The following is a 14,259-nucleotide window of genomic DNA, read 5'->3' as shown; positions in this document are numbered from 1 at the left end:
GTCGTCGATCGATCCGGCAACGGAGTGGGACTCACTTCGCTTCGCCATTGCCCTCGAGCGGGTCACAATCCCATTTACCTCTCGGAGGGTTAGGGTGATGGCGGGAGATGCTTCTTTACAAGCTGTTCCGCTTCTTTGGTAGCTTTGGCGATCACGTCGGCCAAGAGAATGGGTTTGCCTCCTTGACGCTTCGACTCGTCGGCTGCTTCCATAAACGTGAACATCTCGATCGATTCGTCGACTTCGACTCCTTCGTATTCCCCTTTGAAGAAACTGGCAACGCGATCGACGAGAGGTGCATAGCCATCGTACTTGCCTCCCATCTCGATAGCGTGCTGGCCGAAAACCAAGAATCCGTAATCCGCCTTTCCATCTCGAATGCCTCGAAACTCTCCGACGCGGCCATCGCTCCAAAGTCCCAGAGCGACATCGGTTCCCTCCACGGAGACACGACTGACTTGTTTGCACCCTTTGCCCATCACCGTGTAAAGGGTTTCAACGCCATGGACGCCATACCAGTAGAGATCTGGGTGAGTTTTCTCAAGCGAACAGGGGGACCAAGCGATGGCACCACGAACTGACTTTCGCTTCGCATCCTCTTCGCGATATTGAATTGTTCCTGCAGAGTAACGAAGGGACGAGCTGGTGAACCATCGGGCAGAATATTTTTCCGCGATCATCTTGATGGCAATTGCTTCCGCGAGAGTTCCGGCCAGTGGCTTATCGATGAAGACGGGCTTCTTGGCTTGGAAAGCCGGAATGACTTGGGCCAAGTGTTTGCGGCCGTCGAGGGAGTGGACAATGACCGCGTCGACCTGCTTTACCAGTTCGTCGACGGAATCCACAATCGTGATTCCTTTTTTGCGAAAGCTATCGGTGTAGCCTTCCACGCGTGAACGACTGCTTTCGATATCTTCGCTACCGCCTGGAAAGGCATGGGTGATTTGCTGCTGAGCGAAATCGCCGGTCGCATTTTCGGCATTGAAGATATTCGCAAACGCATTGGCATGCGACGTATCGAGACCGATAACCCCGATCTTCATTACCGACGCGGACTGCGCTGCGGCGCTGTGGGTAAACGAGACAACAATCATTGCCGCGACAATAAGAGCAACAGGGGGGCACGAAAGAATTCGAAACGTCATTGGGAGACTCACGATGTGGGGGAGATGGGGTGGGAAGGGGAATCGCTTTGGGTCGAAGATCGACGGACTTGGGGCAGAAGCACGACGAATCGGGCTCCATTGGCTTTGGCCGGCTCTTCGACTCGAATTGTACCACCCAATCGCTTGATGATGTCTCGGACAATGAACAAACCCAACCCCGTTCCCGGTTTGGTTCGTTCGAGCTCGTTACCAACTCGGTAGAAGCGTCGAAAAATGGCGCGACGAAGATGGCGAGGTATTCCGTTGCCATTGTCTTGGAAGACGATCCGCAGTTCCGACTCATCGTTGGAGACCGTCGCTTGAAGCGAAACCGAGGGTGGAGTTCCAGCGTACTTGATTGCGTTATCGAGGAGATTGCGAATCAAGATCTCCACATCGACCTGCTTGCCCCAAATTTCGCACTCATCCACTTCGAGGGTCAAGGCATCCGGTGAGAGACGATATTGTTCTTGGAGTTTCGATGCGGTCGATTGGACGATGGCCGGCAGGGAGACCCAATCCGATTGCTGCGGTTCATTGGAGTCGTGATCTAGTTTGGCCACATCGAGCAGTTGCGTGATCAAGCGATCGAGTCGTTCTACGTCGTCCATCATCGATCGGTAAAACTCACGCCGTTGCTCGGGACGAACGTCGTGTCGATTCAATGTTTGCAGAAAAAGCTTCAGCGAAGCGATCGGGCTCTTCAATTCGTGGGTAACCGCATCGAGGAAATTGCTTTGCCGGCGATTGAGGTCAACCTGCTGAATACTCCAAACCAGATAGAGGATCACACCGGTTAAAACCAGCGCGAACATGATCGACCCGACCGTCAACAAGGTCCAATAAAGGGCCGAACCTGATTGATTCGTGATGGCGCCAAAGACATTGACCAGGACCCAACCCACGGTGAGTCCGACGATCAACACGATCATGACGATCGCAAGCGATATGGGCCAAGTGAGACTCTTTCGCTCCAACATTCTCAATCGACCTCGATACAACGATCCCAAGTTGGTGGGTAAGGGGCCTCGAAAACCAATCGTTCGGCTGTTTGCGGGTGAAAAAACTCGATCGAGCGCGCATGCAAGGCGATAGGGGACTGCCTAAATTCGCCGCTCTCCCATTCGCTCCTGCTACCGTACAACGCGTCGCCAACGATTGGATGACCGTGATGGGCGCATTGTAGTCGAATCTGGTGCATTCTACCTGTCTCAAGCTCTACCTCGACCCAGGTGAGCGGAATATCGAGCCCTGGCAATCGACATTCCTTGATCCATCGAACGTGCATGACCGCCATCCGGGCTCCTTCGGTCTCTCGATCGCAAATTTCCGCTTTCGCAACATCCGGAATTTTTCGAATCCAGTCCTCCCATCGTATGGGTTCTGGGTTCACACTGTCTGGCAATGCGTTTCCGCCAGGAAACAATGGATTCTCGACGATCGCATGATAACGCTTGACGACCTTTCTCGACGCAAACTGGTCGCACAGAAGCCGAAGAGATTTTTGGTTGCGGGCGATAACCATCACTCCAGTAGTGACCCGATCGAGACGATGGGGCAGACCGACGAAGGGCTTCGAATCACCGGAAGCGAGGGAAGCAAGCTGCGTGATCAACTCGGTCTCGACCGAATCGATCCCATCGATGGCTTGCGAGAGCAGATCGACTGGTTTGTTGATAACCAGAAACCAAGGATGTTCGAAAAGGATCTGCATCAGAGAGTTGCTTGCACTACAAAAAAAAAACGAGAAGCACCGGCCACGAATCGCGTCATCATGACTACGAGTTCATTGTGCTTCTCGTTACCATCATAATCTAGTATCTATCTAAGTCGGTCAAGAGGGTTTGCGCAAAAGCGAATGAATGAAACGACATCGATCCACTTTGTAACGGGCAAGCTTGCGGAGCCATCGCTTCGAGAGATCGTCGCGCAGATCGCTCCGAAACATGGCTTCGATTTTACGATCGACGTTTTGCCGATTACCGTCGCAGCGTTGATGACCCCCAAGTGGTTGTTGCGTCACATGCGCATCCCTGAGCGATGTGATCGAGTGATCCTGCCAGGATATCTGCATGAAGGCATCGAAGAGATTCGTCGCGCGATTCAACGCGACGTAACCATCGATTGCGGACCGAAAGACGTTCGAGATCTGCCCATCCTTTTCGGTAGCCAACGATTCCGAGGAGACGACTACGGCTCCTACTCCGTAGAAATCATCGCCGAAATCAACTACGCATCTCGGTTCCCCATCGAGGACTTGCTCCACCAGGCGAAACAGTTGGTATCCGAGGGAGCGAATCGGATCGATCTGGGATGTGAACCGGGGAAGCGATGGCAAGAGATCGGGTCAGCCGTTCGCACGCTGCGCGAGTCGGGTATCGAACTGTCCGTCGATACTTTCGATCCCTGGGAAGCAGAAACTGCGACGCGGGCCGGAGCCAGCTTGGTTCTATCGGTCAATGAATCGAATGTTCAGTTTGCTGGCGACTGGGGTACCGAAGTGGTCGTGGTCCCCGAACTAGGCAGCGACTACCTGGGCAGCTTGTCGCGCGTAGTAGAAGCCTTAACCGCCAAAAACATTCCGTTTCGGTTGGACCCGATTCTCGAACCGATCGGTTGTGGTTTTACACAAGCCATTGGACGTTACATCGAAACGCGAAAAGAGTTTCCCGATGCCCCGATGATGATGGGAATTGGAAATGTCACGGAGTTGACGGATGCAGATAGCGCCCCGATCAACTTGGTCCTCATGGGGATCTGTGAGGAATTGCAGATTCGCAGCGTCCTCACAACGCAGGTGATCTCTTGGGCCAAAACGAGCGTGCGAGAATGCGATATTGCGAGGAGACTTGCTCACTACGCGATCCGTCATCGAGTCCCTCCAAAACATCTGGACGATCGACTCGTTATCCTCCGCGATCCTCGCGCGGTCCCGTACAGCACAGAATCGATCACGCAGCTCGGCAAATCGCTAAAGGACAATAACTACCGAATACTCTTAAGCGAAAGCGAGATCCACTTGCTCAGTGCAGGTGTCCATCTGAAAGGAACGGATCCCTACCAGATCATGGAGGAGTTGATGCAGTTACCGGAGTCTCGGAACGTGGATGTTTCTCACTCGTTCTATCTTGGCTTCGAACTCTCCAAGGCAGCGACCGCCCTAACGCTGGGCAAACGGTACGAGCAAGACGAACCGCTGAGGTGGGGAATGCTGGGCCGAAACGAGTCTCACCATCGCTTGAAACGCTCGAAACGGCCGCCTGGCACGAACGACTGACTTCAAACGGATCGCCTAGATGGGAGCCCAATGCTCCGCGACGTCACATCCGTTTCTTTCGGAATGAACCGTACAATCGCAATGACTGCATTTCGGATCTGAACAATTAGCGAGGGCTGCTCCAAGCGCAAGGAAGCGGCGAGGCGATAAAGAGAATGACTCGCGCAGGGAAGACCAAGGATGGCGCGTTGAGAAATTTGCAAGCAAGGAGCTGAGCGATGCAATGGCGAGGACCGGTAGGATTCGTATTGGGAGCTCTTTTGATGAGCGGAATCGTCTCGCCAGCCGTTGCTGGGGACTTTCTATCTGGAACTTATCTGGATCCAGCAATGCAGCGGAAGGACATCTTCTCTCATCGCGTTTGGAACGCTTGGCCGGAATACCGAGCGACTTACAATCGACCGCGCTACGTTGGCGGGCACATCGCACACATCGTCGAGCCAACCAGTCAGGAAGCGATGGCTTGGAAGATCAACAAAGAGAACGGCAACTACGCCAATCACTGCGGTCGCTATGTTCCCCTCTACTACTATCCGAAACCTTGGGAGGCCCTCAACACGCGAGCCCGTCCCGACTTCGTCTCCCGGGATGAGCTGGCGTCCGAGAAATAATCTTTCTCTTTGGGGCTTTCGAGTGGTGAGGACGGGGCGGACGCACCGCTCGGAGAGCCGCTAGAACCAATGCGCCGCTCGGAGAATGGTCCAGAGCCGAGGAGCGTCTAAAGGGACGGCGCTAGGGGGCCTCGCGTCGGGCGGCGACGTGGCCGGCGATAACGGAAGCGAGATACAGCGGGGTCGAAGCGGTCGGCAGAAGCGTACCCGCCGCGTTTCCGACATACGTCCCATACGCCGGATACAAGACATGCATGGCTTCCCGCTGCGACTGTGGGTCTCCTCGGTCTCGAACATACGCCAATACATCGTTGGTCGCGGTCCTCTCGTGCCACAATGGGACGATCGGCAATACGTACAACGCAGCGTAGGTTCCCGGATACTCGCGATTCGAGAAGTCCTTTGCATGCGCTCCCTCGTGGTAGGCAATCGCAGGGACATCGCTGTAAAGGTGAATCGTCGCGGTGTAAGGATTGTAGTGGTCTCCACCAAACAACCGACCAGGAATTACGGTCTCACCCAACGTGGCCACGGCACCAAACGTGTATCGCCAAGGCCAAGCGACAGACTTGTTACGGGTAAGTCGCCTCCAGTCATCGAGCGGTCGGTATTGATTAAGCCGAACTTTGACATCGACCAAATCGTTTTCGATCAAGTAGTCCTGTAGGAGCAATTCGGTCTCTGGCGAGATCGAATGGGACTCGATGCGTCGATTCCAGAATAGAATCTTGGATGGGATTCCCCAGACCCAACCAAATGCGTCGATAATTGGCCGCTTCTTTCCTCGTTCGAGCATGGGTTCCTCATCGGCGATGAGATCCGATGGCAGATTGTTGCGATGCCGAACGATAGGATCGGGGCGAAGAACCCCGCACCCTACCAATTGAAAAAGGAAGAAGACCACGGCCAGGCTGTAAACACCCCGGGCCTCGCCTGTTGCTCGCCTGGTGAAGTTGAGTTCCCATATCATGGATCGGACGATAGCCAAAACGCCACGTCGATTCCAGAGCGATCTAAAAAGGGTGGTTATTCAGGCAGGCGGATCTCGTAAAGATTCGGCCAATTCTTTCCCGTGATGAAGATTCGCTTCGATTCCGCATCGTATGCGATTCCATTCATGACGGCTTCTCGGTCTCGCCCCGATTGGGGGTAAATGTGTGAAGCGTCGATCCATCCTAGAACGGAACCGTCTTTCGGAGAAATGCGAGCGATGCGATCTTCGTACCAGATATTGGCCCAGATCTCCCCGTTCACCCATTCCAATTCGTTCAGATTCTTGATCCGTGCGTTACGGTCTTTGACTTGGAGCTTTCGCACCTCTCGAAATGTTTTGGGATCGACGAAGCGTAGCACGGCTGTGCCATCGCTCATGATCAGATGCTCTTCGTTATCGGTAAGCCCCCAGCCTTCTTGAATGTACTGAAAACTGCGTTGGTACTGCATCGTCGCCAAGTCGTAAACGAATCCGGTGTGTTCCTGCCAAGTAATTTGGTAGATGGAATTACCGAGGATCGTTACCCCTTCTCCGAAGTAGCGAGCATCTAGAGAGACGCTAAGCAAAACCTTGCCATCTTCCAGAGAAACCTTGCGAAGGGTCGAACTGCCGCGCTGTCCAGTCCCTTCGATAAAGCCTCCGTCGTGAAAGACGAGCCCTTGGGTAAACGCATCTGCGTCATGGGGGTAAACTTGGACCACCTCCGCCTTGACCGATGGCGTCCCCCCTCTCTTAGGGCTTTGGGCGCAGCTCAGAAAACCTGCAAAGAGCAGACATCCGCAAAGAGGGAGACTTCGTAGAAATTCAAACGCGATTGCCATCGTGGTGCTTTCAACAACAAGCTCTTCGCTACGAGCTCATCCGGGTTCAAGGCCTAAGGGAGTTCACAGGATTATACCTTGCAGAACCCACATTGCACCCTCCGTGCCCGATCAAGCTTACCAGCGCTGGGCCGCTTGCGAGTTCTTCAAAAACCCACTCGCCTCCTCGCTCAGTGCATAACTCGCATTGGCTTGATTGAGCTCGAGGAAAACGATGTACTTCGAATGGTCTGCTCCCGCATACATGATCGGTGCTGGCGCGATATGAAGCACGTTGGTAACTCGATTATTCCAACGCGTGGTGAAGAGTTGACCACCGAGCGATGCCTCGGGTTGCAGGCCGTAGAATTGCATCATCAGCTGCGCCAACGCGGAGGGATCACCCGTCAATCCGTGCAAATTGATCCTTCGCAGCGACTGGGAAGCATCGAAATAGTAAGTGAGTGTTCCGGCCAAATCCGATGACCTTGTTCCTGTAATCAACGGGACGCGCAGACCGTCCATTTGAACGTTGGAAAGTACCGTCGAAACGCGTGAGAATCGCTGTGGAAGCCACCCAGGTTGGATATCGAATCGGAGCACTTCACGCAAATCGTGAACTTCCCCTCCTCCAATCGCCCCGGGCTGTTGCTGCAACTGCTGCAGATGCGGCACACCGAGCGTGTAGTCCCAAAGCTGATTGGTGCTACCGGGGACTAGCCCAGCGGGGCCTTGCCGAGACTCCAATACCGGAGCCCCTGGCGCGGGCGGGCCAGGATAACTGACGACTGGATAAACACTCTGCGCGTTGCCTGCCCCAACGGGATACCCCCCCATCGCGGGTCCACCCATCCCAGGCGTCATTCCAGCCACCCCGGCCTGTGGATCCATATAAGGAGAACCGGTGGAAGGGTAATTCGCGGAAGGAGGGGGAGGGTAGTTGGAGAAAGGATACGAAGTCGACGGAGGCACGGGAGATGAAGCAGTGGGCTGATTCATGTACCCAGGAACGGGCATGGACGCCGTGGGGGGAGCGGGCCAAACGGAAGCAGATCCTGGCGAGTTGTCCGCATCACCCGGAGCAGCAGAACTGCCCCCCATGAGGATCTTGCGCGCCGCCGTTCCCACATCCGTTTCGAACGCAGCATAGGGGCCGCCGATAGCCGCGACAAGAATAGCAGCCGTGCCGGTCGGCTTTTGTAAGAAGTTCGATAGCATGGTTATGGGAGCGCCGCAGCTACTCAGGAGGGGCCAAGGGACTTCACAGCAAACCTCTCCGTGGTTTTCAAGCTTCCCCGCTTGTCGGCAATCGTTGAAGACCGCCGTTTCAAGCCGAGAGGGGGAGCGACACTCCATCTCCCCCCGCACAAAGCTATGTCGGTGGCGAGCTCGCTCTCCCATCAAAGGAAGCGAAGAAAGATAGCTAAAGCGACGCAAACTCGGTGGGAAGATTGCGAGCATAGGGGTTGTGCACGCGGCGTTCCCCAACGAATAAGGAGTTTTGGCATCGTCGGCATAAACCTTCCCAACTGAAGCTTCCGATATTTCCTCCCGGGCGGAAAATCGCTATCGTTCCGAACTCTAAACAGCAGAGGGGAAAGGAATCCCATGGATCGTCGTGAATGGTTGGCCGGTTTAGGAACGTTGATGGTGTCCGTGTCATCGGGATGCAAGGGCTACCAGTACGGCCATGTCATCAAGCCGGATGCACCGAATCTAGTCGGCAGCCACGAGGCAGGTGCTGAGGTCTTCGATCCCTTGGTCGACGAAGCGGTCGCGAAACTGCTTGCTCGTCAGCAGATTGTCACAGCGGAAACACCGGTAGGTCCCGATGGCGAGCCCCTACCTAAGACGATTTGCTTCGTAGGCATCGAAAACAAAAGCTCGGAAGATATTGGCGATTTCAAAGACCAACTCTACCAGCAGATCGACTCGCGATTACTCGAAGCAAACTCCTTTCGATCCATCAGTCGTCGCATGGTGGACGCCGCCCTGTACGAAACACGCCTTCGCCCCGACTCCTTGATGATCCCGGATAACATGCGACTCTTTACTGCAGTCCTGGAACGTCAGGGTGCACCAATCGATTATCTGCTCTACGCCGTTTTGACCAGCGGTACCACGACGAGAAACAGTTCGACTCAGCGTGACTACGATTTGACTTTGGAATTGGTCAACGTTCATACAGGATTCGCAGACAAGCAGACTGCAGAGGTTCGCAAAGGCTATCACAAGAGCGCCATGGGCAAAGTGTGGAACTACAACCCATTCAAGCGTTGAGATCGGCATGAAGCGACGGCAGCCAGTGCCAAGACAACGAAGCTTTCGAAGATCGATTTGTTGGTCGCTCTTGTTGCTTGTCTACCTAACACCTGGTTGCTCCACTCACGCCAAGAGGCTCGCTACCCCCAGAACCCTTTTCTATGACGGTCGACTCGAGGAGTGCCGCACTTCGCTCGCCAAACTCGAGAAGAGCCGTCACGACAAGGATGTCGTAAACCTGGATCTGGCGGTCGTCGATTTGCTGAGCGGAAGGCCGCGAGAGGCCGAAAAGCGATTGAAGATCGCGAGAGATCGATTCGAAGAACTTGAGTCGGAATCCATAACCGAGAAGACTGTCTCGATGTGGACGGACGATCAAGTTCGATCGTACGGGGGAGAAGATTATGAGAAGATCCTTATTCGTGCATTTCTTGCCCTGAGCAATCTTTTGCACGATGGGACGGACGCCGAGAGCTACACGCTGCAACTGCAGCAGAAGCACGAGGAAATCGCTATTCGAATCGGGGAGATCGACCCGTCGAAGCCGCTGCCCTATCGCCCCCTCCCCATGGGCTTCTATCTTCGCGGCATGCTTCGCGAAGCGACACTCCGGGACTATGACGATGCGGTTCGAAACTACGAAATCGCGTCCGGCTTGATGCCCGATTGCCTGCCCCTCCAATGGGATTTAAATCGGGCTAGAGGCGGCGTTCACTCTCGGCCGGGGCATGGAGTGATTTACGTTTTTGCGATGGTTGGAAGAGGTCCTTACAAAGTCGAGGTGAGCGAGCAGCCTACGAGCGACGCATTGCTCATCGCAGATCGTATCGTATCTGCCGCGGGCCCTTACAAAGTCCCTCCGACGATCGCGCCGATCAAAATCCCCGACATCGCGATCCCTACTTCCGATGTCTCTTCCGTGGGGGTAAGCGTCAATGGCGCTAAGATCGGTGAAACGCATTGCATTGCGGATGTGGAGGAATTAGCCCTGGAGTCGTACAAGGCGACGCGCAACACCATCGTCGCCAGGGCCGTCGCAAGACGTGTGATCAAGAAAGCGACCGTCGCTGCGGCCAAGCAATCGATGAACACCGAAGGACTCACGTCCGTCGGGATGGACCTAGCTGGGATTGCTTGGGAAGCCACCGAGGGTGCCGATACTCGATGCTGGGGTCTATTGCCCAATGCGATCCAAGTCCTTCGAGTCGAGGCCCCCAAAGGGACTGCCTTTGTTGAGCTGACGCCGCTGATGCGAGGAAGACCTGTCGGAAGCAGCAAACCGGTTCAAATCCCGCTGACCGACGGTCGCAATTCCTACATTCTTTGCTGGTTCCCGGATGCACGGAGCACGTCCCAGGTCATTACGTGTTCAAACAGTCTCGTTTCCCCCGCCCCCTAGCCAAGACGGCGCAGTACAAGTCGTCCTGAGTGGCTGCGATCCAAGTCACTCAAAAGGTTTGATACACTGCTTCTGCATGCAGGTCAGTAGCTTTCGTCCGTCATAACACCAAAACCAAACGGCCGCACATGAGCACCAAACCAGACATCGCAGAAAGAATCGGATCGACGATCAACGAGCTTGATATCGATTTCAGCCGCTTTACCATGACCGGCTGGTGCGTAAGCTTGGCTTCGCTGGGAGCCGGCGGTGGGGCAGCTTTTCTCGCCTCCTTTGCCATGGTCCGACGCAATGGAGTGAACCTAGTTGCCGGTATGGTCTTTTTCGCGACGATGGTCGCTGTCACTACAGTCCTATTCTTGGTGCTTCGCTGGGCCATAGAGCGAGCAGGATTTGCCGTGACAAAATCGCAGGACGCAGGAATGGATCGAAGCCATGCGAACCGAGACGCGCTGGAACGAATGGCCAACGCTGGAATGAATAGGAATTCAATTGTTCCAGTCGATTTTTGCCATCACTTTCATTCGAAAGCAGATGCGCAGAAGATGGCGAGCGAGGCCAGACAACAGTCCTTCCAAGCAGTTTCGATTGAACCCAATGACGCGATGGGTGGATACGACGTTTACGTTCAAGCGGACCTTGTACCGACATTGGATAACATCAACACGATGGAGGGAAGGCTTGCGAAGATCGCCAAGCAACACAATGGTGTCGCAGATGGTTGGGGAGTACGACAAAAAAAAGGTATAAAGCCAATCTTGCTACGAACGCTCACCGATTCCAGCTCGGAGTAAAACATTGCTTCGAGCATGGCTTCTTCACCCAGCCATCGCTCCTCACCTTTCACGATTTTATCATGATCAAATGCTTGCTCGTTACACTTTCCCTCGCGATCTCGACAACGTCGTTGGGAGCTGAGCCAATAACGATCATGCTCGGAAAAGATGCCAATGCGCCAAAGCAACCGCAGGCCTGCATCGCATCGGACGAGTCCGTTCACGTTGCTTTTGGCGTCGGGGAGCATGTCTATCACTGCGTAATGGATGAGCAAACAAAACCTGTCGCGAAAAAGGCATTTTTTATCCCAAACATGTCACTCGGTATGCGACGTGGCCCCCGCATCGCCCATACGGGACGCGCGATTACGATCACCGCAATCGGCGGCGCTGTGGGGAAGGGTCGAGATGGTGATCTCCTCGCCTATCGCTCTCTAGACAATGGGAAGAGTTGGGTAGGACCGGTCAAAGCGAATGACGTCGAAGCGTCTGCACGGGAGGGGCTGCACGCGATGGCCGCTTCGGATAGCGGTACATTGTGGTGCGTTTGGCTGGATCTTCGAGAGAAGGGAACACAATTATTCGCTTCCAAGTCGGAGGATCATGGCGAGACTTGGAGCAAGAACAAGTTGGTCTATCAATCGCCCGATCGAAGCATCTGCGAATGTTGTCACCCTTCTATCGCTGTGAGCGACAACGCGATTCACATACTCTTTCGCAATTCGCTCAAGGGGAATCGCGATATGTATTTGGTCTCTTCGCATGATCAAGGCGAATCCTTTGGCAAGGCTGTCCGGTTGGGACAGGTCCCGTGGCAGCTTAACGCTTGCCCGATGGATGGAGGCATGTTGGCCCTCGATAAGGATCGAAACCTCGCAACCGTTTGGCGTCGCGACCGCAGTGTCCTATTTGCACCGGCGAAGCCCAACACAGAGTCCTTGCTAGGACAAGGTGAGCAGCCATGGATCGCGAGCAGCGACGATGGCTTCTACTCCGTTTGGACTAGCAAACGGGAAGGAGACCTTGTTCTGATGAAACCAGGCAGCACCGAAGAAGAACGGGTCAGCGAGAACGCCAGTTATCCTGTGGTCATTGGAGCTACTGGAACCAGCCCTAAAGTCTATTTATTCTGGGAAACGCGGTCCGACCAAGGGATCGCGATTGTTGGGCAAAGAATCAAATAGTTTTTTGGTTACAGCTGCAGCGCATCCCCATCCTTGAACGGCTGGGCTATTGCCAAGGGTTTCTCCCGTGATGCGACGCCCCTCTTCGTAGTGGTAGCTACTGCATTGGCGCTCCGCTTCGGTGAAGGAGTCTAGGATCTAGGCGAACACCACAGCTGGGCATCTGCTATGGCATAGGGACTAAAATGGAATGCGTAACTCCGTAGTCCTGGACAGACTCCAACCGTCGATCGTTTGGGTACCCGTGTTGACTCACCCCGCCGCGCGCTTGTTGTCCGGCGGACCAAAGGACTGAGTGCTCCCAGAAGAGTAGATTGGGGGCGGTGGACCGGCCGAGAGACGAAACTATCGAAAATCTGAACGCGATGTCGATTTTACGTACTGTTGTACGACTGTTTCACGAACAAATCTCGAACGACCAATCCATGGGAAGACTAAATGAGCAAGACGATCTTCATAAACCTACCTGTTTCCAATCTGACCGCTTCGATTGCTTTTTACGAAGCGCTTGGATTTGCGATTAACATGCAATTCACGGATGAAACTGCCGCGTGCATGGTATGGAGTGATTCGATATTTGTGATGCTACTAACCCACGACAAGTGGAAGACATTTACAAGCCGCCCGATTCCGCCCGCGACCTCGAGCGAGGTCATGCTTGCCCTCTCCTGCGAAACGCGCGAGGCCGTCGATGAAATGAATCTCGTTGCTACCCAGAACGGGGGCACTGCCGACATCAATCCAAAGCAGGATCTAGGTTTTATGTACAACCGAAACTTGGCGGATTTGGACGGCCATGTCTGGGAGATGTTTTGGATGAATCCAGATGCATTGCCGAAATAGGGCATGTTATTTTTCAGATCATGGGTGACCGCCCGCAACGAAGCCGCATGTCGCGGGAGATGTTTCTGACGACCGCATCGGAATGCCGTGCCCTTGAATCGATCTTTCTGGAAACCACTAAGACCCGCGGTGCTAGAAATCGACAAAGTCTTCTTGGCGGGATAGCAAAGCTCCGGCTGTGCTCGACATCTGCAATACCCGACAGGTGATAATGAGTCGCCCATCTTTGGTTTAAGTGCAGAACGAGAAGGGTTATGGTATTATCGGGCGGGTTGTGATCCACCCAAGATTCCGGCATCGTCTGTCCGGGGCTTCGGTGGCGTCCATGTCTCCATGCCCCGCGAATCAAAAGGTCCTGTTCCTGCATGACTCTTTCCGTTACTCTCTTTTCCCGACTGGCATCAGGTGAGGAGATTCCTATTGAGAATTTGCTCCCGTTGGTTTATCAAGAGTTGCATCGTATGGCGACCGGATACATGCGTTCTGAACGGGCCGAACATACCTTGCAGCCCACGGCATTGGTACATGAGGCCTTTGTGAAGCTGGTCGGAGGGCCGGACCAAGGTCACTGGAAGTCCCGTTCCTATTTCTTTGCAGCCGCAGCGGCGTCGATGCGTCGCATCCTGATCGATCATGCTCGGAGAAAAAGAACGTTGCGAAGAGGGGGCAACATGGTGCAAGTCGACCTCTCCGACTTCGCGGCTCGCAACGAAGATTGGGAGCATAACTCTAGACTGCTACTCCTGGATGAAGCGCTGACGAAGCTCCAGGATGAAGATCCCCAGCTGGCGAAACTGGTCGAGCTTCGAATCTACGGCGGTTTAGGATACGAAAGTATCGCCGAAATCATGGCTATCACCGTCTATCAGGCCAAACAGAAGTGGCAGTTTGCGAGGGCTTGGTTGAAGGTCGCGATGGAAAAGTCTGACGATCAAGGTGCATTGGCCTCCATCTAATCCCGCTTTATC

The 14,259-nt window shown here is 54.3% G+C and carries 14 protein-coding genes; 8 read left to right on the top strand and 6 right to left on the bottom strand.

All coding sequences use genetic code 11. The features are described 5' to 3' along the window. Positions 1-89: 89 nt before the first annotated feature. The 3 genes from VN12_RS24585 to VN12_RS24575 are packed head-to-tail and all read right to left on the bottom strand — an operon-like array spanning position 90 to position 2,859. Positions 90-1,145, bottom strand: a complete 1,056-nt coding sequence (locus VN12_RS24585; RefSeq protein ID WP_240491259.1) for a Gfo/Idh/MocA family protein — start codon at positions 1,143-1,145, stop codon at positions 90-92. 8 nt (positions 1,146-1,153) lie between these two features. Then, positions 1,154-2,125 (bottom strand): sensor histidine kinase, encoded by a 972-nt coding sequence (locus tag VN12_RS24580; RefSeq protein ID WP_146679541.1) that lies wholly within the window; start codon positions 2,123-2,125, stop codon positions 1,154-1,156. A gap of 2 nt (positions 2,126-2,127) precedes the next feature. Beyond that, positions 2,128-2,859, bottom strand: coding sequence for an RluA family pseudouridine synthase (locus VN12_RS24575; RefSeq protein WP_146679540.1), 732 nt, complete (start codon positions 2,857-2,859; stop codon positions 2,128-2,130). A 144-nt stretch (positions 2,860-3,003) separates the two neighbouring features. Here VN12_RS24575 and VN12_RS24570 point away from each other — a divergent pair, with 144 nt between their 5' ends. Together VN12_RS24570 and VN12_RS24565 are read left to right on the top strand one after the other, a co-directional pair. After that, positions 3,004-4,422: a DUF6513 domain-containing protein gene (locus tag VN12_RS24570; protein WP_146679539.1), complete on the top strand. Its 1,419-nt coding sequence runs from the start codon at positions 3,004-3,006 to the stop codon at positions 4,420-4,422. Positions 4,423-4,640: 218 nt separating this feature from the next. Then, the gene (locus VN12_RS24565) at positions 4,641-5,033 is read left to right on the top strand and encodes a hypothetical protein (RefSeq protein ID WP_146679538.1); all 393 of its coding nucleotides are present in this window, start codon (positions 4,641-4,643) and stop codon (positions 5,031-5,033) included. A gap of 121 nt (positions 5,034-5,154) precedes the next feature. Here VN12_RS24565 and VN12_RS24560 read toward each other — a convergent pair whose 3' ends face one another. The 3 genes from VN12_RS24560 to VN12_RS24550 form a co-directional block, all read right to left on the bottom strand. Beyond that, entirely contained in the window at positions 5,155-6,003 is an 849-nt protein-coding gene (locus VN12_RS24560) for a hypothetical protein (protein WP_146679537.1), read from the bottom strand. Positions 6,004-6,059: 56 nt separating this feature from the next. Beyond that, positions 6,060-6,848, bottom strand: a complete 789-nt coding sequence (locus VN12_RS24555) for a glutaminyl-peptide cyclotransferase (RefSeq protein ID WP_146679536.1) — start codon at positions 6,846-6,848, stop codon at positions 6,060-6,062. Positions 6,849-6,965: 117 nt separating this feature from the next. After that, on the bottom strand, positions 6,966-8,288 hold the full coding sequence (locus VN12_RS24550) for a DUF6690 family protein (RefSeq protein ID WP_146679535.1): 1,323 nt from the start codon (positions 8,286-8,288) through the stop codon (positions 6,966-6,968). 147 nt (positions 8,289-8,435) lie between these two features. Here VN12_RS24550 and VN12_RS24545 point away from each other — a divergent pair, with 147 nt between their 5' ends. The 6 genes from VN12_RS24545 to VN12_RS24520 all read left to right on the top strand — a co-directional run bounded on the left by VN12_RS24545 (position 8,436) and on the right by VN12_RS24520 (position 14,247). Then, complete coding sequence (locus tag VN12_RS24545; protein ID WP_146679534.1) at positions 8,436-9,107, top strand: penicillin-binding protein activator LpoB; 672 nt, start codon at positions 8,436-8,438, stop codon at positions 9,105-9,107. Positions 9,108-9,114: 7 nt separating this feature from the next. Then, on the top strand, positions 9,115-10,488 hold the full coding sequence (locus VN12_RS24540; RefSeq protein ID WP_146679533.1) for a hypothetical protein: 1,374 nt from the start codon (positions 9,115-9,117) through the stop codon (positions 10,486-10,488). Between the two features lie 128 nt (positions 10,489-10,616). Beyond that, entirely contained in the window at positions 10,617-11,282 is a 666-nt protein-coding gene (locus VN12_RS24535; RefSeq protein ID WP_146679532.1) for a ribonuclease E inhibitor RraB, read from the top strand. Between the two features lie 62 nt (positions 11,283-11,344). Next, positions 11,345-12,448, top strand: coding sequence for a sialidase family protein (locus tag VN12_RS24530; RefSeq protein WP_146679531.1), 1,104 nt, complete (start codon positions 11,345-11,347; stop codon positions 12,446-12,448). Between the two features lie 438 nt (positions 12,449-12,886). Further along, entirely contained in the window at positions 12,887-13,291 is a 405-nt protein-coding gene (locus VN12_RS24525) for a VOC family protein (RefSeq protein ID WP_146679530.1), read from the top strand. 365 nt (positions 13,292-13,656) lie between these two features. Continuing rightward, positions 13,657-14,247 carry an ECF-type sigma factor gene (locus VN12_RS24520; protein ID WP_146679529.1) on the top strand — a complete coding sequence of 197 codons (591 nt, stop codon included), beginning with the start codon at positions 13,657-13,659 and terminating at the stop codon, positions 14,245-14,247. Positions 14,248-14,259 lie beyond the last annotated feature (12 nt).

The sequence above is a fragment of the Pirellula sp. SH-Sr6A genome (assembly GCF_001610875.1).
Taxonomy (GTDB): domain Bacteria; phylum Planctomycetota; class Planctomycetia; order Pirellulales; family Pirellulaceae; genus JBKCUI01.
The sequence above is the reverse complement of the archived record's forward strand: the minus strand, read 5'-3'. Positions and strand labels throughout refer to the sequence as shown.